Consider the following 18,056-nt stretch of genomic DNA (forward strand, 5'->3'; position numbering starts at 1 on the left):
AGTGCAGGCTTGGACGTTCCGAAGAGGAAGGCCTCTGGCCGCACCACGGAAGTCTTACGCGAAGCGAGCATCCGACGGGGGTGTTCATTGTTTCTTCCACCAGGTATTGATGATCCAGGTCTCGCCGGGCGCATAGGGCGGCATCTGGCCCGGCATGGCCAGCCGGCGCGCGTTGTAGACCACGCGGTGGGTGCCGGCCGTCCACTCCGGCAACAAATAATGGCTGTGCGCCACGATGCGCTCCAGCGCATGGCAGGCCGGCAGCAGTTCGGCCTTGGTTTTGGCGCTGGTCATCTTTGTGATCATGGCATCAATGGCGGGATTGGCGGCGCCGCTGAAATTGCCCGAGCTCTCCGTCTCCGCGGCCTTGCTGCCGAACAGGTCGGTGAACTCCTGGCCCGGGTTGTTGGTGCCGCCATAGGCGATGGAGACGATGTCGAACTCGAACTTGTCCAGGCGCTGCTGGTAGAGCGCGAAATCCACCTGGCGGAAATTGAGCTGGATGCCGAGCTTTTCGAGGGCGCGCATCCAGGGCGATATCGTGCGCACGCCGCCCTCGTTGCTGTCCAGGTATTCCAGCACCATGGCTTCGCCCTTGGCATTGCGCAGCTTGCCGTCACGGACCTCCCAGCCGGCTTCCTTGAGCAGGGCCTGGGCGCGCCGCAGGTTGGCGCGCAGCGAGGAATTGCCGTCGGTGCGCGCCGGCACGTACATCGGGCCGAAGGCCGCCGCGGGAATCTGCTTGCGCCACGGCTCCATCAGGGCCAGTTCCGCGGGCGCCGGCAGGCCGGTGGCCTGGCAATCGGTGTTGCCGAAAAGGCCGGTCACGCGCTGGTAGGCGTTGTAGAACAGCTGGCGGTTCATCCATTCATAGTCGATCGCCAGGCCCAGCGCCTCGCGCACGCGCGGGTCCTTGAGTTTTTCGCGCCGGGTATTGAGCACATAGCTCTGGAAACCCGTGGGCAGGCTGTGCTTGAACTCGCCCTTGACCAGTTCGCCGCTGTCAAAGCGCTTGCCGGTCAGGCGCCGGGCCCAGTCGCCGGCCGAGAAGAAACGCATGATGTCGAATTCGCCGGCCTTGAGCGCCTCCAGCCGGGCCGTGTTGTCCTTGTAGATCTTGACCGTGACGCTGTCGAAATTCTCGGTGCCGACCCGGACATTGAGCTTTTCGCCCCAATAAGCCTTGTCGCGCACATAGGTGATGTCCCGGCCGAAGATCACCGGGCCTATGCGGTAGGGCCCGCTGCCTATCGGTATGTCCGTCACGACCTCGTTGAAAGGCTTGGCCTTCCCGGCGGCGTCCATGCCCCACTTGCGGCTGAACACGGGCAGGCCGCCCACGGTCAGCGGCAGTTCGCGGTTGGGCTTCTTGAACCGAAAGCGCACCGTGCGCTCATCGAGAACCTCGCAGGCTGCGACGTCTTCGAGCAGGCTCTTGTAGGCCGGCGAGGTGTGCGGGCCCATCAGGATGTCGAAGCTGTGCTTGACGTCGGCCGCCAGCACCGGGTCGCCGTTGTGAAAACGCGCTTCCTTGCGCAGGCGGAAGGTGGCTGCCAGCCCGTCGGGGGTGACATCCACGTCCTCGGCCAGCAGGCCGTAGCCCGAAGCGGTTTCGTCCATGGCCCCCGCCAGCAGCGACTCGAACATGAACTCCGACAGGTAGGCCGGCGCCGAGCCCTTGATGGTGAAGGGGTTGTATTTGTCGAAAGTCGAATACCGCAGGTTGCTGACCAGGCGCAATTCCCCGCCCTTGGGCGCCGCCGCGTTGACGTAATCGAAATGGGCAAACCCCGCCGGGTATTTGAGGTCGCCCCACAGCGCGTAGCCGTGCGCGGCCCATGACGGCAATGAAACGCCCAGCAGGGCCCAGACCAGCAAACTTCGCATGCGACAATTCTGCACTACTTGAGTCGGCAAAATTTCCGGCGCGCAGATGCCGCGCCATTGCCGGCAACCCTCAGCACATTCACTGGAGCACCTGCATGGCGACACACACCGGATTCCTCACTGGCAAAAAACTGTTGATCACGGGCGTGCTGTCCAACCGCTCCATCGCTTACGGCATCGCCAAGGCCTGCCATGCGCAGGGCGCCGAGCTGGCCTTCGGCTACGTGGGCGAGCGCTTCAAGGAACGCATCACGGAATTCGCCGCCGACTTCGGCTCGACGCTGATTTTTGACTGCGACGTGGGCGATGACGCCCAGATCGAAAAAATGTTCACCGACCTTTCCAAGACCTGGCCGACCTTTGACGGCTTTGTGCACAGCATCGGCTACGCGCCGCGCGAGGCGATTGCCGGCGACTTCCTCGAAGGCCTGTCGCGCGAAGGCTTCAAGATCGCCCACGACATCAGCGCCTACAGCTTCCCGGCCATGGCCAAGGCCGCCCTGCCCTACCTGAACAAAAAATCCGCCCTGCTGACCCTGACCTACCTGGGCGCGGTGCGCACCGTGCCCAACTACAACACCATGGGCCTGGCCAAAGCCAGCCTGGAAGCCTCGGTGCGTTACCTGGCCGAGTCGCTGGGCCCCAAAGGCATGCGCGTCAACGGCATCAGCGCCGGCCCCATCAAGACCCTGGCCGCCAGCGGCATCAAGGGCTTCGGCAAGATCCTGAGCGTGGTGGCCGAGGCCTCGCCGATTCGCCGCAACGTGACGATTGAGGACGTCGGCAACGTCGCCGCCTTCCTGCTGAGCGACCTGGCCGGCGGCGTGAGCGCCGAGATCACCTATGTCGATGGCGGCTTCAGCCACGTCGTGGGCGGCATCGCCGAGCCGGCTGAAGCCGGCGCCGCAGCTTAAGCCTTGCGCCAGTAGTCGTAACTCCAGGCGGTCTCAAAACCGGCGCGGCGGTACAGCGCCAGCGCCGGGGCGTTGACGTCTTCGACCTGCAAAAATACCCGGTCGATGCCGCGCCGCAGCGCGACCTCAGCAATCCCCGCCAGCACACGCCCGGCCAGCCCCCTGCCCCGGAAGGCCTGGTCGGTGCGCATGCCGTGCACGCTGGCCCAGCCATGGCTGAAGGCGCCGGCGCCCGCCGCCACGGTCTTGCCGTTTTCGCGCACGCTGGCATAAACCGATCCCTGGGCGCGGCTCAGGGCCTTGACCCGGCTGGCGCCGTCCACGGGGTCGAAGCCTTCAGCCAGAAACAAGGCCGCCCACGCCGCATCGGGCGTATCAGCGGTTTGCGCGGGTGTCAGGGTTGAGGTTTCACGCATGGCCTTGGCAGTCGCCACCTGGACCAGCACCGGTTTGCCGGCCTGGTAACCGCGCCCCGCCAGTTCCTGGCGCAAGCCGTCAAAGCAGGCTTCGTTGGCCAGCCGGAACACCGCGCGCAGGCCGCGCCCCTGGTAGCGCGCCTCGATCCGGTCGACCATGACGGCGTCAAATGGCGCGTGGCGCAAGGGCACGGCACTGTGGGCGCGGCTGACGGTGCCGCCGTCAAAAGGTAAAAGCCAGCCCTGGAATTCTTCAACGGCTTCGGGAGACACTGCGGCCAGGGTGGAGCGCTCTATGGATTCGATATCGCTGGGGGTCATGAATGCATTCATCAGGATGGAGAAGCCATGGCGCACGGCTTGCATGTGGGGGTATAGGGTGTTGCAGATTATTCAATATTCTCCAGGGACGACTCGCCAACCCTTGCGCCACCCGACAGAGGACTTTAGACTGTACATTTATACAGTCAAAATCAGATCAAAAACAAACCATGACAAGCCGGCCCATCCACCGTACCAACCCTTCCAGGGTCTCAGCACCCGCCACATGCTTTCGCCTGAAGGCGCTTCATCTGCTGCTCGTCTTCGCCGGCCTCTTGACGCCCGCCCTGCCCGCGTCGGCCCTGGCGGTATCGGCCGCCCCGCAGGCGCCGCAATTGATGCTCGCCAAGGTCTATCACCCGGGCGTCGCCGTGCGCGACTACTGGGTCAGCGAAAAATACGACGGCGTACGCGGCTATTGGGACGGTGAAAAGCTGCTGACCCGCAACGGGGAACGCATCGCCGCGCCGGCCTGGTTCACGGCGGGCTGGCCCAAGGTGCCCATGGATGGCGAACTCTGGGCGGGCCACGGCCAGTTTGCGCGGGCAGTATCCACCGTGCGCCAGCAAAGCCCGGACGCGGCAGCCTGGCGGGCCATGCGTTTTATGGTGTTCGACCTGCCCGCCCAGGGCGGCATCTTCAGCGAACGGATTCCGGCGCTCAACGGGCTGGTCAGCCGCATCGACCAGCCCTGGGTGCAGGCGGTGGCGCAGTCCAAAGTGCCGAGCCATGGCGCCTTGCAGGCCTTGATGGCTGCCACCGTCAAACAGGGCGGCGAAGGCCTGATGCTGCACCGCGGGGCCTCCCTTTACAAAGGCCAGCGCAGCGACGACCTGCTCAAGGCCAAGCCGCATGAAGACAACGAAGCCCGCGTGGTGGCGCACATTCCCGGCCAGGGGAAATACGCGGGCATGGTGGGCGCGCTGCTGGTGGAAATTCCGGGCACGGCCGGCAAGGCCGGGCAGCGCTTCAAGCTGGGCAGCGGCCTCAGCGACGAACTGCGGCAAAACCCGCCGCCCGTGGGCAGCACCGTCACTTACCGCTTTCGCGGGCTGAACGACAGCGGCATTCCGCGCTTTGCCACCTTCATGCGGGTGCGGGACGACACGCTTTAACGCGTTTAACGCAGCTTGCCCGGCACGCCGGCCCGGGCGCCCGCGCTGCTGCGCCTAAGCGACCTGTTTCTTGACGCAGTCGGCGTAGTAGCGGGTTTTGCCCTTGGCATCGACTTCTTCCACCAGGCCGTGGATGTCGGTTTCAAAACCCGGGCACTGCGCGTTGAACTCGCGCGAGAATTTCAGGTAGTCCACGATGCGCTTGTTGAACACTTCGCCCGGGATCAGCAGCGGGATGCCCGGCGGGTATGGCGTGACCAGGCCCACGGTGATGCGGCCTTCCAGGTGGTCAATCTCGACCCGTTCCGTCGTGCGGTGGGCGATGTGGGCATAGGCGTCGCTGGGCTTCATGGCAGGCGCCAGGTCGCTCAGGTAGACCTCGGTCGTCAGCCGCGCGATGTCGTACTTGGCATACAGCGTGTGGATGTGCTGGCACAGGTCGGCCAGGCCCATGCGCTCGTACTTGGGGTACTTCTGGCAGAACTCGGGCAGGATGCGCCACATCGGCTGGTTCTTGTCGTAGTCGTCCTTGAACTGCTGCAGCGCCGTCAGCAGCGTGTTCCAGCGGCCCTTGGTGATGCCGATGGTGAACATGATGAAGAAGCTGTAGAGGCCGGTTTTCTCGACGATCACACCGTGCTCGGCCAAAAACTTGGTCACGATGCTGGCCGGGATGCCGGTCTTCGCGAACTTGCCGTTCAGGTCGAGGCCTGGGGTGACGATGGTGGACTTGATCGGGTCCAGCATGTTGAAGCCGGTGGCCATCTGGCCGAAGCCGTGCCAGTTGTTGGCGCCGTTTTTCGCCGTCTTGGCGCTGCGCGACTCGCCCTTGATGATCCAGTCCTGCGACTCGCCTATGCCCTCTTCGACCAGCTTGTCCGGCCCCCAGACCTTGAACCACCAGTCGGCGCCGTATTCCTGGTCGATTTTGCGCATGGCGCGGCGGAAATCCAGCGCTTCGGCGATGCTTTCCTCGACCAGCGCCGTGCCGCCGGGCGGCTCCATCATGGCGGCGGCCACGTCGCAGCTGGCGATGATGCTGTACTGCGGCGAGGTGGAGGTGTGCATCAGGTAGGCCTCGTTGAAGAGGTGCCTGTCGAGCTTGGTGTTCTGCGAGTCCTGCACCAGCACGTGGCTGGCCTGGCTGATGCCGGCCAGCAGCTTGTGGATGGACTGCGTGGCGTAGACCACGGCGTTTTTCGGCCTGATGCGGCTCTTGCCCATGGCGTGGTAGCTGCCGTAGAACGGGTGGAAGGCCGCGTGCGGCAGCCAGGCCTCGTCAAAGTGCAGGTTGTCGACGTAGCCGTCGAGCATGCCCTTGATGGTTTCGGTGTTGTAGAGCACGCCGTCGTAGGTCGACTGCGTGAGCGTCAGCACGCGCGGCTTGACGGTGTCCGCGTCGACGCCTTCGAGCAGCGGGTTGGCGCGTATCTTGGCCTTGATGGCCTCGGGCTCGAACTCGCTTTGCGGAATCGGGCCGATGATGCCGAAGTGGTTGCGTGTGGGCTTCAGGAACACCGGGATCGCCCCCGTCATGATGATGGCGTGCAGGATGGACTTGTGGCAGTTGCGGTCGACCACCACCACGTCGCCGGGCGCCACCGTGTGGTGCCACACGATTTTGTTGCTGGTGGAGGTGCCATTGGTCACGAAGAAGCAGTGGTCGGCATTGAAGATGCGCGCGGCGTTGCGCTCGCTGGCGCCGATCGCGCCATCGTGGTCCAGCAGCTGGCCAAGCTCTTCCACGGCGTTGCAGACGTCGGCGCGCAGCATGTTTTCGCCGAAAAATTGGTGGAACATCTGGCCGACCGGGCTTTTGAGGAAGGCGACGCCACCCGAATGGCCGGGGCAGTGCCAGGAATAGGAGCCGTCCTCGGCGTAGTCCAGCAGGGCCTTGAAGAACGGCGGCTGCACGCCTTCGAGGTAGCTCTTGGCCTCGCGAAGGATGTGGCGCGCCACGAACTCGGGCGTGTCCTCGAACATGTGGATGAAGCCGTGCAGTTCGCGCAGGATGTCGTTCGGGATGTGGCGCGAGGTTTTGGTCTCGCCGTAGACGTAGATCGGCACGTCCAGGTTCTTGCGGCGCACTTCTTCAATGAAGTTGCGCAGGTTCAGCACCGCCGGGTCCAGGTCCGGGCCCGGTGTGAACTCTTCGTCGTCGATCGACAGGATGAAGGCGCTGGCCCGGCTTTGCTGTTGGGCGAACTGCGAGAGGTCGCCGTAGCTGGTGACGCCCAATACCTCGAAGCCTTCGCTTTCGATGGCTTGCGCCAGCGCGCGTATGCCCAGCCCGGAGGTATTTTCGGAACGGAAGTCTTCGTCAATGATGACGATGGGAAAGCGGAATTTCATGGCGTGGGCAGCAGTTGGTGGGGGTGCCCTGAACCTGTCGGAGGGCATGGCAAACGCTCAAAGGGCATAGACAGGTTGAGCCCGAGCGGTGATAGGAAGCTTTTTCCAAGCAGCGAAGTGTAAGGACATATTGTTGCGCTACGCTTGTCCTGGGGTCTAATTGCCCCAAAATGTAGCGGATGACCGACAAAAGGAGGACGCATGAGTGAATCGACGATCTGGTGGCTGCTGGCCGGCGCGGCCGTCGCGGTGGAACTGGTAACCGGCACCTTTTACCTGCTGATGATTGCAGTGGGCCTGGCGGCCGCCGCAATTTCCGCCCATTTGGGCGCATCAACGGCCATGCAACTCGTTACGGCGGCCATCGTGGGTTCGGCTACCGTGGGCCTTACTCATCTCATCCGGGGCCGGCGGCCCGAAGCCCTGCCGGCGGGAACCAACCCGGACGTCAACATGGACGTCGGCGAAACGGTACAGGTCGACGACTGGCAGGCGGACGGCACGGCGCTTGTGCGCTACCGTGGCGCGCAATGGGCGGTTGTGCAGGCGGCCGGCGGAACGCCTTCCGCAGGCGCCCACCGGATCAGGGAAGTCATTGGCAGTAAATTGGTCGTGGAAAAAATCTGAGGGAAATCAGCATGTCGTCTTATGTAGCACTTATCGTTTTTATCGTCGCGATGATCTTCGTCATCCGCGCCATCAAGGTCGTACCCCAGCAGAACGCCTGGGTCAAGGAACGCCTGGGCAAATATGCGGGAACCCTGACGCCCGGCCTGAACTGGCTGATTCCTTTTGTGGACCGCGTCGCCTACAAACACAGCCTCAAGGAAATCCCGCTGGACGTGCCCAGCCAGGTTTGCATCACGCGCGACAACACCCAGTTGCAGGTGGACGGCATCCTGTATTTCCAGGTGACCGACCCGATGCGCGCCAGCTACGGCTCGTCCAACTACATCGTGGCCGTCACGCAGCTGGCCCAGACCTCGCTGCGCTCCGTCATCGGCAAACTGGAGCTCGACAAGACCTTTGAAGAGCGCGACATCATCAACGCACAGGTCGTCGCCGCCATCGACGAGGCGGCCCTGAACTGGGGCGTGAAGGTGTTGCGCTATGAAATCAAGGATTTGACGCCTCCCAAAGAAATCCTGCACGCCATGCAGTCGCAGATCACCGCCGAACGCGAAAAACGCGCACTGATCGCGGCCTCGGAAGGCCGCCGCCAGGAACAGATCAACATCGCCACCGGTGAGCGCGAGGCCTTCATCGCCCGCTCGGAAGGCGAAAAGCTGGCCGCCATCAACAACGCCCAGGGCGAAGCGGCCGCCATCATGGCCGTCGCCGACGCCAATGCCAAAGCCATCGAGCTGGTGGCCGCCGCCATCCGCCAGCCCGGCGGCGAGCAGGCCGTGCAGCTCAAGGTCGCCCAGCAAGCGGTGGACGCCTACTCCAAGGTGGCCAAGGACGCCAAGACCACCCTGATCGTGCCCAGCAACATGACGGAGGTCGGCTCCCTCATCAGCTCGGCCATGAAAATGGTGCAGGCCAACAAGGTGTAATGCGGAATGCGGATTTGCCGTCTGTATAGGCCCAAAATAAAGCCATGACTGCCAAGAACGTCCTGGGCACCGACCTGGTGCCCTGCTCCTATGACCCGCTCACCGGCTATTTCCGCGACGGCTGCTGCAACACCGATGCCTCGGACCTCGGCTCCCACCTGGTCTGCGTGCGGGTAACCGCGGAATTTCTGGCGTTTTCCGCCTTGCACGGCAATGACCTGAGCACACCCCGCCCCGCCCACCGCTTTGCGGGGCTCAAGCCGGGCAACCGCTGGTGCCTGTGCGCCAACCGCTGGCGGGAAGCGCTGGAAGCCGGCTTCGCGCCGCCCGTGATCCTGGAATCGACGCACAGCAAGGCTCTGGAATTCGTTACGCTGGCTCAACTGGAAAAGCACCGCTTCCTGGGCGCCCTGCATTAGCAGCGTATTTGCCACAAGCCCGGCCGCACAGGCCGAGGCACTGCTATAATCAAAGGCTTCGCGGAAGGGTGGATGAGCGGTTTAAGTCACACGCCTGGAAAGCGTGCGTAGGGTTAAACCTACCGCGGGTTCGAATCCCGCCTCTTCCGCCAAATAGTCAAGTTGCCGTGAGTTTCCACACGGTGGCAAAAACTCCTGAAAGCCCAGCCAGTCTGGGCTTTTTTGTGCCCGCTCCATTTTCCGGTTTGGACCTCGGTGCGTGCCGGGCAAAAAAAAAGCCACCTTGCGGTGGCTTTTTTGTTCGCGGTGAACGATCAGTTCAGGGCGGACTTCTTGCCGTCTTTGTAGACGTACAGGGTGATGGCGGGGTTCTTCAACTCGCCATTGGATTCAAAAGCGATCGTGGTGGTCACGCCCTTGAAGTTGGTTTCAGGCAGCTTGGCGGTGTAGACCTTTGGATCCCACGAACCGGCGCGCTTCATGGCGTCGACCAGAACGAAGGTAGCGTCATAGGTGTACGGGCTGTAAACCTGGAACTGGTTGGGGTACTTGGCGTCGTAACGCTTTTTCCAGGCTTCGCCGCCTGGCATTTTTGCCAGCGATGCACCGCCTTCAGCGCAAACCACGTTGCCGATGGTCTTGGCGCCTGCGGTCAGCTTGGCCAGCTCTGCGGTGCAGATGCCGTCGCCGCCGAAGTACTTGACGTTGCTCATGCCGAGCTGTTCCATCTGGCGCAGCATGGGGCCGCCTTGTGGGTCCATGCCGCCGAAGAAGATCGCGTCAGGCGCCTTGGCCTTGATGGCGGTCAGGATGGCCATGAAGTCGGTGGCTTTGTCGGTGGTGAATTGCTCGTCGACAACGGTCATGCCTTTTGCCAGGGCCGTTTTCTTGAACACTTCAGCGACGCCCTGGCCGTAAGCGGTACGGTCGTCAATGATGGCGACTTTCTTGAGCTTCAGCGTGTCGGCAGCATAGAAAGCCAGGCCGGCGCCAAGGGCGTTGTCGTTGGCGATGATGCGGTAGGTGGTCTTGTAGCCGGGCTTGGTCAGGTTGGGGTTGGTTGCAGCGCCCGTGACGTGGGGAATGCCGCAATCGTTGTAAACCTTGGAAGCAGGAATCGTCGTGCCGGAATTCAGGTGGCCGACCACGCCGGCGACTTTGGAGTCGCACAGTTTTTGTGCGGCCGCCGTGCCCTGTTTTGGATCAGCAGCGTCATCTTCAGCAACAATTTCAAACTTGACCTTCTTGCCGCCGATGACCACGTTTTGCGCGTTCAGGTCTTCGATGGCCATGCGCACGCCGTTTTCATTGTCTTTGCCGTAATGGGCTTGCGAGCCGGACAGCGGCGCCACGTGACCGATTTTGACGACTGCGTCTTGGGCAGAAGCAAAACCCGCCACCGCAGCGAGAGCAGCCACTACTGTCAGTTTTAATTTCATTTGCATAAAAACACTCCGATTAGGAAATTACCGTTAAAGGTTGAGAACGAATTTTTTTACTCAACGGGGCCGAACATAACGCAATTTCCGGGCCCGCACCATAGCAACGTCCCTAGGTTAAATTCCGATAAGGGGGTTTACCCGGGGAGCAGAACGGCTTATGTGAGTGGGTGTTTCAGCAGCAGCCGTGATGACACCGTGATCGCAAAACGCGAAAAAAAACCAGTCACCTGCGGGACCTAAGCGCCGGATGTGGGCGGCGTGTTTTTTTCATCGAAAGCCTGGCTGACGGACTGGCGCACGACGTCCTCGATTTCTTCGCGAAGGCGGGGCGCCAGGCTCTGCGTGTGCTCCAGAATGAGTTGGCCCACTACCTCGCGCAGACGCCGGTCCAGCACCAGGTCCACCCGTTGCAGTACGCGTTGCACCATCTGCTCCTGAAGGTCCGGGGAAGCCGCCAAAGCGGCCGGCGGAGGTACGGATGTCGCCTGGGGCGAAGCGGGCATGACGGGCCGGCCCGTGGCCGGCATGGGCGCGGCAATGGGCTTCACGACCTCCGTCAGTGTCGGCACGAAGCGCGGCGGCGCGGGCGGCGGGCGGCTCATGCCCCCTCCCCGGCCGTGGCCAGGTCATGCCGTTTCATCGCATAACCCCTGTCGGTGTAATGCTTCCAGCGCCCGCGCGCGGCCAGGCGGTCTTCATCGCCCTGGGCCACCACTTCGATAAAGCGTTCAAAGCGTTCGAACTCGGGCGGAATGCCCTGGCCCAGGTTGACCAGGACGCCGTAATGCGGGCAATCCTTGAGCGACTCGGCCAGCACCACCGGCGATGCCGCCAGGGTGCTCCCAGCCGCGCCGGCACGGCAGTGCGGCACAAACTCGGCGGGCGAGAAGCTCCACATCAATTGGTCGAGGTCCGCCAGCATCGCGGTCTCGCCCGTCACCACCACCCTGGCGCCGCTGAGGTAGGCCTTGCGCAGCAGCCGGCAGCTGTAGGCCAGCTTGTCGGGCACATTGAAGTGAAAGGCAATCTCGGTCATGCCCGTGTTTTGGCGGCGGCCCTGGTTTTTGCCGAAGCCTTGGGTTTGACAGGAGTCTTGGCGGTAGCCTTGGGCCTGGTGGACTCGACCTGGCCCAGCAGGTAGTCGAGCAGCAGGGGCACCGGGCGGCCGGTGGCGCCTTTGGCGGCCCCGCCCTTCCAGGCGGTGCCGGCGATGTCCAGGTGCGCCCAGGGGAAACTGGCCGCAAAGCGCTGCAGGAACTTGGCGGCGGTGATCGCGCCGCCTGCCCTTCCGGCCACGTTGGCGACGTCGGCGAAGTTGGTTTTCAGGCCCTCGGCGTAGTCGTCGTCCAGCGGCATCCTCCAGCACAGGTCCATGGACGATTCACCGGCCTGCGCCAGCGCTGCGGCCAGGGCATCGTCGCTGGAAAACAGCCCGCTGCGCACGCCGCCCAAGGCGATCACGCAGGCGCCGGTCAGCGTGGCGATGTCGACCACCGCTTTGGGCTTGAAGCGCTCGGCGTAGGTCAAGGCATCGCACAGCACCAGCCGGCCTTCAGCGTCGGTGTTCAGGATCTCGATGGTTTGCCCGCTCATGCTGGTGACCACGTCGCCCGGCTTGACGGCGCGACTGCCCGGCATGTTCTCGCAGGCCGGGATCAGGCCCACCACATTGAGCGCCGGCTGCAGCTCGGCCAGGGCCCGGAAGGTGCCCAGCACGCTCGCAGCGCCGCACATGTCGAACTTCATCTCGTCCATTTCGGCCGCAGGCTTGATGGAGATGCCGCCAGTGTCGAAAGTAATGCCCTTGCCCACAAGCACCACGGGCGCCACGGCCTTGGCGGCGCCGTCATAACGCAGCACGATGAAACGCAGGGGCTCGGCCGTACCCTGGGCGACGGCCATGAAGGAACCCATGCCCAGCCTGGCGACCTCTTTGGGACCCAGCACCTCGACCTTGATGTTGCGCAGCTTGCCCAGTTCCTTCGCAGCGCCGGCCAGCAGGGTAGGCGTGGCGTGGTTGGCGGGCCGGTTGGCCCATTCCTTGGCGAATTCCAGGCCCTTGACCAGGGCCATGCCTTTTTCCAGGCCGGCCTTGGCCGCCTTGGCGCCGGCGGCGTCGCCCACGGCGATCACCACGCGCTGCAGCTTTGAAGGGCTGGGCTTGGACTTGGTGGTGGTGTAAACGTAGGTCGCGTCGCTGCAGGCCGTCACGGCTGCGCGGACGGCTTCAGCCTGCAGAGCGCTCAGCATGTCCAGGCATAACAGCACGCGCTGCGTGTTGCCGTTCTTCACGGCGCCCAGGGCGGTGCCGACCGCCATGCGGACGTTTTTGGGGCTGGCGTCGCCCACCCCGGCCAGCACAATGCGGGTGGCGGCGATGCCGGGGGCGCGGTAGGCGGCCAGCAGCTTGCCCGGCTTGGCTTCGAAGTCGCCCGACTTGATGGCCAGGGCCGTGAGCGCCGACAGCGGGTCGCTGCCGGAAGCCGGGTCCTGGGGAACGAGCACGACCAGTGCGTCGGTTTTTTCGCTGCAAATGCGCGCGCGGGTCAGTGTTTTGAGTTCAAAGTCCATAATTCAGGGTGTGGTGGAATAAACCAAAGTAAACAAAAAAATAAAACAAAGCAAAGCAGATATCCAGTCAATGTTATTCCAATCTTCGATTCGCAAAGAGCTGGCGCGCAGTTTCGGGGCCACGCTGGTGGTGCTGGTCACCATCGTGATGACCATCGTCCTGATCCGGACGCTGGGCCAGGCCTCGCGCGGTTTCATCAATCCGCAGGACGTCATGCTCTTTATGGCCTACTCCGCGCTGGGCCGCCTTCCGACCATTCTTACCTTGTCGCTTTTCATCGCCATGGTCAGCACCCTGTCGCGCATGTACCGCGACAGCGAGATGGTGGTGTGGTTCACCAGCGGCCAGGGGCTGGCCGGTTTCCTGCGGCCGCTCTTTCGTTTTGCCTGGCCGGTGCTGTTGGTCATCACGCTGATGGCGTTGTTCGTCTGGCCCTGGACCAACCAGCAGACCAAGGACATGCAAAGCCGCTATGAACAGCGCGGCGACCTGGACCGTATCGCGCCCGGCCAGTTCCAGGAATCGTCCAGCGGCAACCGCGTGTTTTTCATCGACCGCGACCTGGCGGGCGAGCGGGCCAGCAACAACGTGTTCATCGCCGCCACGGAAAAGGGCAAAAGCTCCATCACCACCGCGCGCTCCGGACGCATCGACGTCCTGAACGATGCCCAGTTCCTGATGCTGGAAAACGGGCAGCGGCTTGAAAACGTGATCGGGCAGTCAGCCCTGAAAATCAGCGACTTCGCGGAGTACGGCACCAAGACCGGCGACGCCAACCCGCTCGCCGAAAACGCACCGGAATCCAAGCTGCTGTCCACCCGCGACCTGGTCAAGGCACCCACGCGCGGCAACCTCAGCGAACTGGCCTGGCGCCTGGGCCTGGCGCTGGCCGCCATCAATTTTGTCGTGCTGGCCGTGGCCCTGGCCAGCGTGAACCCGCGCGGCGGACGCAGCGGCAACATGATCTTCGTGCTGCTGACCTTCGTGGTCTACAACAACCTGGTCAACCTCGGGCAGAGCTGGATTTTTGTCGGCATCATCAGCTTCGGCAACTTCCTGCTGGCCCTGCACGGCGGCGTGCTGCTGCTGGGCCTGGCCTGGCTGTCCAAACGGCAATTCAACTGGGTGCTCAGGCCCGCCCGGCGCATCCAACGCCAGCCCGTGGCCGTGCGCAACTCCGAAAGCCCGCAGCCATGAAAACCATACGCCGCCTGATTTACGGGGAAGTGCTGGCCGCCATCGCCCTGGTGGCACTGGGCTTCCTGGCCCTGTTCTTCTTTTTCGATCTGGTCGACGAACTGCAATACCTCGGCAAAAGCAACGGCATCAATGCCGGCGACATCTACCAGATCCGGCACGCGCTTCTCTATGTGGGACTCTTGATCCCCAACCACCTGTACGAACTGCTGCCCATCTCGGTGCTGATCGGCACGATTTTTGTGATGGCTCGCCTGGCCCAAAGCTCGGAATACACCATTTTGCGAACCAGCGGCCTGGGCCCCTGGCGCGCGTTGAAGCTGCTGCTGGCGCTGGGCGCGCTGTTCGTGGTGTTCAGCTTCGTGGTCGGTGACTATGTGGCGCCGGCCAGCGAGCGGGCCGCGCAGCTGCTCAAGGCGCGCTACCAGAGCAAGATCACCATAGGCCAGACCGGCGCGTGGCTGAAAGAAAAACAGGCTTACAACACCTACGTCGTCAACGTGAAGGCGCTCACCCCCGACAACGAAATGCAGGGCGTGCAGGTCTTCGAGTTCAACAACAAGGGCCTGATCGTCTCGACCACCCAGGCGCCGCTGGCGACCTTTGCCGCCGGCGATGCCTGGCAGTTGCACCAGGCCACGCGCGCCGAGTTCGACGTCAGCGGCGCACCCACCGCCGCAAAACCCCAAGAGAGTGCCAGGGTCAACAGGGCGGTGCTGGAGACCTTCCGCTGGCCCACCGAGATCAGCGCTGAAATGGTGTCGGTAGCGCTGCTCAAGCCCGAACGCATGGGCACCATAGATCTCTTCAACTACGTGCGCCACCTGGACGCCAACGGCCAGACCGCCCAGCGTTATGAAATCGAATTCTGGAAAAAGGTGTTTTACCCGCTCAGCTGCCTGGTGATGGTGATCCTGGCCCTGCCCTTTGCTTACCTGCATTTCCGCTCGGGCGGCATCGCGGGTTATGTGTTTGCCGGGGTCATGATAGGCATCAGCTTCTTCCTGCTCAACAACGTCTTCGGCTACATCGGCAACCTGCGCAACTGGATGCCCTGGCTGGCGGCCGCCACGCCCGGCCTGCTTTACATGGCCATCTCGCTGGGCGCCTTCGGCTGGCTGGTGCTGCGGCGCTAGCGCATGCCCATGACCATGACAACTTCCGCACCGCCCACCCGCGCCATCATCGTGCTGGCCCACGGCTCACGCGACCCGCTATGGCGCGCGCCCATCGAGGCCGTGGCCGCGCAGATACGCGCCAGCGCGCCGGGCACGCCCGTTCGCTGCGCCTACCTTGAGCTGTGCACCCCAACGCTTCCTGAGGCTGCCGCGGAATTGATCTCCGCCGGCGCGCTTGCCATACGGGTGTTTCCGCTCTTCTTCGGCGTGGGCAAGCATGCCCGTGAGGATTTGCCGCTGCTGGTCGCACAGATCCAGGCCAGCCATCCGGGCATCGCCGTCGAACTGCTGCCCAGCGCCGGCGAGTACCCCGAACTGACAGCCTTGATGGCCGGCATCGCCCTGGCCTGAAGCCGGCCCGGGGCACGGGAAAAACGAAACCGATGGCCCGCCTCTTTAGCGCGAAACAGGCATAATGAAGCGAACAATTAGCCTGAATTCGATATGAACCTCCACCAATTCCGATTTGTCCAGGAGGCCATCCGGCGCAACCTGAACCTCACCGAAACCGCCAAGGCGCTGCACACCTCGCAGCCCGGCGTGTCCAAGGCCATCATCGAACTGGAGGAAGAACTCGGCGTGGAAATCTTCGCGCGGCACGGCAAGCGCCTCAAGCGCGTCACCGAACCCGGCGAGCACGTGCTCAAGAGCATTGAGCTCATCATGCGCGAGGTGGGCAACCTGCGCCGCATCGGCGAGCAGTTCTCGGCCCAGGACAGCGGCACGCTGTCCATCGCCACCACCCACACCCAGGCCCGCTACGTGCTGCCGCAGCCGGTCGCCAAACTGCGCGAGGCCTTTCCCAAAGTCAACGTCAGCCTGCACCAGGGCTCGCCCGACCAGGTGGCGCGCATGGTGCTCGACGAAGTCGCCGAAATCGGCATCGCCACCGAATCGCTGACGCAGTACGACGACCTCGTGACCCTGCCCTGCTACGAATGGCAACACATGCTGGTGATTCCCATAGACCATCCGCTGGCCAAAAAAGAAAACATCACGCTGGAAGACCTGGCCGAAGAGCCGCTGATCACCTACCACCCCTCCTTCACCGGCCGCACCAAGATCGACCTGGCCTTTGCCGCCAAGCGCCTGCAGCCGCGCATCGCGCTGGAAGCCATCGACTCCGACGTCATCAAGACCTATGTGCGCCTGGGCCTGGGCGTGGGCATCGTGGCCGAAATGGCCATCAAGGAAGACGGCACCAATAGCGACCTGATCGCCATACCGGCCGGCCCGCTGTTCGGCATCAACGTGGCCCGCGTGGCCTTCAAGCGCAGCGCCTACCTGCGCAACTTCGTATACAAGTTCGCCGAATTGCTCAGCGACAAGCTGGACCGCGCCCTGATCACAAAAGCGATGGCCGGCCGCGTCAACGACTACGAGATTTAGTTCCACTCCCCCCCGAAGCGGCCTGCGGCCGCCTCCCGGCCCGGCAAAGCCGGTTCCGCGGCGGCCACTTGAAAAAACCATTACTCTGCAATCATGACTACCACTCTAGAACGCACCCCCACGCTAAAAACCAAGCTCCCCGCCGTCGGCACCACGATTTTCACGGTAATGTCCACCCTGGCGGCCGAAAAAGGCGCCGTCAACCTGGGCCAGGGCTTTCCCGATTTTGAATGCGACCCGCAGCTGGTCAATGCCGTCACCGACGCGATGACCAAAGGCCTGAACCAGTACCCGCCCATGACGGGCGTGCCGGTGCTGCGCGAAGCGATCTCGGCCAAGGTGGCCACGCTCTACGGCCACCGCTACGACGCCAACAGCGAGATCACCATCACGGCGGGCGCGACGCAGGCCATCATCACCATCATCCTGGCCGTGGTCCACCCCGGCGACGAGGTCATCGTGCTGGAGCCCTGCTACGACAGCTATGTGCCCAACATCGAGCTGGCCGGCGGCAAGGTGGTTCGCGTGCCGCTGACACCCGGCACCTTCCGCCCCGACTTCGGCAAGATCGCCGCGGCCATCACGCCGCGCACACGCGCCATCATCGTCAACTCGCCGCACAACCCCAGTGCCACCGTGTGGACCGAGGCCGACATGCTGGCGCTGCAGGACCTGCTGGCGCCCACCGACGTGCTGCTGATCAGCGACGAGGTCTACGAACACATGGTGTTCGACGCGGCCAGGGGCCGCATCCACCAGAGCGCCGCGCGTTTCCCGGGCCTGGCGGCGCGTGCCTTCATCGTAAGCAGCTTCGGAAAAACTTACCACGTCACCGGCTGGAAGGTCGGCTATGTGGCCGCGCCCGCGGCCCTCACCACCGAGTTCCGCAAGGTGCACCAGTTCAACGTCTTTACCGTCAACACGCCGGTGCAATATGGTTTGGCGGCCTACATGGCAGACCCCAAACCCTACCTGGACCTGCCGGCTTTCTACCAGCGCAAGCGCGACCTGTTCCGCGAGGGCCTGGCCAAAACCCGCTTCAAGCTGCTGCCCAGCGAAGGCAGCTACTTCCAGTGCGTGGACATCTCCGAGGTCAGCGACCTGGACGAAGCCGAATTCTGCAAGTGGCTGACCACCGAGATCGGCGTCGCGGCTATTCCGCTGTCGGCCTTTTACGGCAACGGCTTCGACCAGCGTGTGGTGCGCTTTTGTTTCGCCAAAAAAGACGAGACCCTGAACACGGCCCTGCAGCGCCTGGCCAAGCTTTAGGCGCCTGGGCGGCAGAAGGTAGACGCGGA

17 protein-coding genes and 1 tRNA gene are annotated in these 18,056 nt (G+C 63.4%); 11 read left to right on the forward strand and 7 right to left on the reverse strand.

All coding sequences use genetic code 11. The features are described 5' to 3' along the window. Positions 1 to 84: 84 nt before the first annotated feature. Positions 85 to 1,887 (reverse strand): extracellular solute-binding protein, encoded by a 1,803-nt coding sequence (locus ACLV74_RS16170; RefSeq protein ID WP_411880421.1) that lies wholly within the window; start codon positions 1,885 to 1,887, stop codon positions 85 to 87. 95 nt (positions 1,888 to 1,982) lie between these two features. Here ACLV74_RS16170 and fabI point away from each other — a divergent pair, with 95 nt between their 5' ends. After that, positions 1,983 to 2,801, forward strand: a complete 819-nt coding sequence (gene fabI, locus ACLV74_RS16175; protein ID WP_411880422.1) for an enoyl-ACP reductase FabI — start codon at positions 1,983 to 1,985, stop codon at positions 2,799 to 2,801. Here the strand turns inward: fabI and ACLV74_RS16180 are convergent. Beyond that, on the reverse strand, positions 2,798 to 3,583 hold the full coding sequence (locus ACLV74_RS16180; protein ID WP_411880423.1) for a GNAT family N-acetyltransferase: 786 nt from the start codon (positions 3,581 to 3,583) through the stop codon (positions 2,798 to 2,800). The two genes, fabI and ACLV74_RS16180, sit on opposite strands and share 4 nt — an antisense overlap. A 125-nt stretch (positions 3,584 to 3,708) precedes the next feature. Between ACLV74_RS16180 and ACLV74_RS16185 the strand changes: the two genes are divergently transcribed. Further along, on the forward strand, positions 3,709 to 4,653 hold the full coding sequence (locus ACLV74_RS16185) for a DNA ligase (RefSeq protein WP_411880424.1): 945 nt from the start codon (positions 3,709 to 3,711) through the stop codon (positions 4,651 to 4,653). Between the two features lie 54 nt (positions 4,654 to 4,707). Here the strand turns inward: ACLV74_RS16185 and ACLV74_RS16190 are convergent, their stop codons facing one another. Beyond that, positions 4,708 to 7,005, reverse strand: coding sequence for an Orn/Lys/Arg decarboxylase N-terminal domain-containing protein (locus ACLV74_RS16190; RefSeq protein ID WP_411880425.1), 2,298 nt, complete (start codon positions 7,003 to 7,005; stop codon positions 4,708 to 4,710). 201 nt (positions 7,006 to 7,206) lie between these two features. Between ACLV74_RS16190 and ACLV74_RS16195 the strand changes: the two genes are divergently transcribed. The 4 genes from ACLV74_RS16195 to ACLV74_RS16210 all read left to right on the forward strand — a co-directional run bounded on the left by ACLV74_RS16195 (position 7,207) and on the right by ACLV74_RS16210 (position 9,132). Next, positions 7,207 to 7,632 carry an NfeD family protein gene (locus ACLV74_RS16195; protein ID WP_411880426.1) on the forward strand — a complete coding sequence of 142 codons (426 nt, stop codon included), beginning with the start codon at positions 7,207 to 7,209 and terminating at the stop codon, positions 7,630 to 7,632. A gap of 11 nt (positions 7,633 to 7,643) precedes the next feature. After that, positions 7,644 to 8,561: an SPFH domain-containing protein gene (locus ACLV74_RS16200; protein ID WP_411880427.1), complete on the forward strand. Its 918-nt coding sequence runs from the start codon at positions 7,644 to 7,646 to the stop codon at positions 8,559 to 8,561. Positions 8,562 to 8,605: 44 nt separating this feature from the next. Further along, the gene (locus ACLV74_RS16205) at positions 8,606 to 8,980 is read left to right on the forward strand and encodes a DUF2237 family protein (protein WP_411880428.1); all 375 of its coding nucleotides are present in this window, start codon (positions 8,606 to 8,608) and stop codon (positions 8,978 to 8,980) included. A 62-nt stretch (positions 8,981 to 9,042) separates the two neighbouring features. After that, positions 9,043 to 9,132, forward strand: a tRNA-Ser gene (locus tag ACLV74_RS16210). 162 nt (positions 9,133 to 9,294) lie between these two features. Here the strand turns inward: ACLV74_RS16210 and ACLV74_RS16215 are convergent. The 4 genes from ACLV74_RS16215 to ACLV74_RS16230 form a co-directional block, all read right to left on the reverse strand. Next, positions 9,295 to 10,425: a branched-chain amino acid ABC transporter substrate-binding protein gene (locus ACLV74_RS16215; protein WP_411880429.1), complete on the reverse strand. Its 1,131-nt coding sequence runs from the start codon at positions 10,423 to 10,425 to the stop codon at positions 9,295 to 9,297. Positions 10,426 to 10,658: 233 nt separating this feature from the next. Further along, the gene (locus tag ACLV74_RS16220; RefSeq protein WP_411880430.1) at positions 10,659 to 11,024 is read right to left on the reverse strand and encodes a hypothetical protein; all 366 of its coding nucleotides are present in this window, start codon (positions 11,022 to 11,024) and stop codon (positions 10,659 to 10,661) included. Further along, positions 11,021 to 11,458 (reverse strand): DNA polymerase III subunit chi, encoded by a 438-nt coding sequence (locus ACLV74_RS16225; RefSeq protein WP_411880431.1) that lies wholly within the window; start codon positions 11,456 to 11,458, stop codon positions 11,021 to 11,023. The genes ACLV74_RS16220 and ACLV74_RS16225 overlap by 4 nt, the downstream gene beginning before the upstream one ends. Next, positions 11,455 to 12,993, reverse strand: a complete 1,539-nt coding sequence (locus ACLV74_RS16230; RefSeq protein WP_411880432.1) for a leucyl aminopeptidase — start codon at positions 12,991 to 12,993, stop codon at positions 11,455 to 11,457. The genes ACLV74_RS16225 and ACLV74_RS16230 overlap by 4 nt, the downstream gene beginning before the upstream one ends. A gap of 70 nt (positions 12,994 to 13,063) precedes the next feature. Between ACLV74_RS16230 and lptF the strand changes: the two genes are divergently transcribed. The 5 genes from lptF to ACLV74_RS16255 all read left to right on the forward strand — a co-directional run bounded on the left by lptF (position 13,064) and on the right by ACLV74_RS16255 (position 18,027). Next, positions 13,064 to 14,191: an LPS export ABC transporter permease LptF gene (gene lptF / locus ACLV74_RS16235; RefSeq protein WP_411880433.1), complete on the forward strand. Its 1,128-nt coding sequence runs from the start codon at positions 13,064 to 13,066 to the stop codon at positions 14,189 to 14,191. Continuing rightward, positions 14,188 to 15,327 (forward strand): LPS export ABC transporter permease LptG, encoded by a 1,140-nt coding sequence (gene lptG, locus ACLV74_RS16240; protein WP_411880434.1) that lies wholly within the window; start codon positions 14,188 to 14,190, stop codon positions 15,325 to 15,327. The genes lptF and lptG overlap by 4 nt, the downstream gene beginning before the upstream one ends. Positions 15,328 to 15,342: 15 nt before the next feature. Next, positions 15,343 to 15,720, forward strand: coding sequence for a sirohydrochlorin chelatase (locus ACLV74_RS16245; RefSeq protein WP_411880435.1), 378 nt, complete (start codon positions 15,343 to 15,345; stop codon positions 15,718 to 15,720). 93 nt (positions 15,721 to 15,813) lie between these two features. After that, positions 15,814 to 16,758, forward strand: a complete 945-nt coding sequence (locus ACLV74_RS16250) for a CysB family HTH-type transcriptional regulator (protein ID WP_411880436.1) — start codon at positions 15,814 to 15,816, stop codon at positions 16,756 to 16,758. Positions 16,759 to 16,851: 93 nt separating this feature from the next. Next, positions 16,852 to 18,027 (forward strand): pyridoxal phosphate-dependent aminotransferase, encoded by a 1,176-nt coding sequence (locus ACLV74_RS16255; protein ID WP_411880437.1) that lies wholly within the window; start codon positions 16,852 to 16,854, stop codon positions 18,025 to 18,027. The last annotated feature ends 29 nt before the right edge of the window (positions 18,028 to 18,056 follow it).

The sequence above is a fragment of the Polaromonas sp. YR568 genome (genome assembly GCF_943369415.1).
GTDB lineage: Bacteria > Pseudomonadota > Gammaproteobacteria > Burkholderiales > Burkholderiaceae_C > Polaromonas.

What these genes read in the sequence shown, in the direction of transcription:
- ACLV74_RS16200 (WP_411880427.1), top strand. Translation starts at nt 7,644, where the DNA reads ATGTCGTCTTATGTAGCACTTATCGTTTTTATCGTCGCGATGATCTTC.
- ACLV74_RS16195 (WP_411880426.1), top strand. Translation starts at nt 7,207, where the DNA reads ATGAGTGAATCGACGATCTGGTGGCTGCTGGCCGGCGCGGCCGTCGCG.
- ACLV74_RS16205 (WP_411880428.1), top strand. Translation starts at nt 8,606, where the DNA reads ATGACTGCCAAGAACGTCCTGGGCACCGACCTGGTGCCCTGCTCCTAT.
- ACLV74_RS16255 (WP_411880437.1), top strand. Translation starts at nt 16,852, where the DNA reads ATGACTACCACTCTAGAACGCACCCCCACGCTAAAAACCAAGCTCCCC.
- ACLV74_RS16250 (WP_411880436.1), top strand. Translation starts at nt 15,814, where the DNA reads ATGAACCTCCACCAATTCCGATTTGTCCAGGAGGCCATCCGGCGCAAC.
- fabI (WP_411880422.1), top strand. Translation starts at nt 1,983, where the DNA reads ATGGCGACACACACCGGATTCCTCACTGGCAAAAAACTGTTGATCACG.
- ACLV74_RS16230 (WP_411880432.1), bottom strand. Translation starts at nt 12,993, where the DNA reads ATGGACTTTGAACTCAAAACACTGACCCGCGCGCGCATTTGCAGCGAA.
- ACLV74_RS16215 (WP_411880429.1), bottom strand. Translation starts at nt 10,425, where the DNA reads ATGCAAATGAAATTAAAACTGACAGTAGTGGCTGCTCTCGCTGCGGTG.
- ACLV74_RS16170 (WP_411880421.1), bottom strand. Translation starts at nt 1,887, where the DNA reads ATGCGAAGTTTGCTGGTCTGGGCCCTGCTGGGCGTTTCATTGCCGTCA.
- ACLV74_RS16225 (WP_411880431.1), bottom strand. Translation starts at nt 11,458, where the DNA reads ATGACCGAGATTGCCTTTCACTTCAATGTGCCCGACAAGCTGGCCTAC.
- ACLV74_RS16220 (WP_411880430.1), bottom strand. Translation starts at nt 11,024, where the DNA reads ATGAGCCGCCCGCCGCCCGCGCCGCCGCGCTTCGTGCCGACACTGACG.
- lptF (WP_411880433.1), top strand. Translation starts at nt 13,064, where the DNA reads ATGTTATTCCAATCTTCGATTCGCAAAGAGCTGGCGCGCAGTTTCGGG.
- lptG (WP_411880434.1), top strand. Translation starts at nt 14,188, where the DNA reads ATGAAAACCATACGCCGCCTGATTTACGGGGAAGTGCTGGCCGCCATC.
- ACLV74_RS16180 (WP_411880423.1), bottom strand. Translation starts at nt 3,583, where the DNA reads ATGCAAGCCGTGCGCCATGGCTTCTCCATCCTGATGAATGCATTCATG.
- ACLV74_RS16185 (WP_411880424.1), top strand. Translation starts at nt 3,709, where the DNA reads ATGACAAGCCGGCCCATCCACCGTACCAACCCTTCCAGGGTCTCAGCA.
- ACLV74_RS16245 (WP_411880435.1), top strand. Translation starts at nt 15,343, where the DNA reads ATGACAACTTCCGCACCGCCCACCCGCGCCATCATCGTGCTGGCCCAC.
- ACLV74_RS16190 (WP_411880425.1), bottom strand. Translation starts at nt 7,005, where the DNA reads ATGAAATTCCGCTTTCCCATCGTCATCATTGACGAAGACTTCCGTTCC.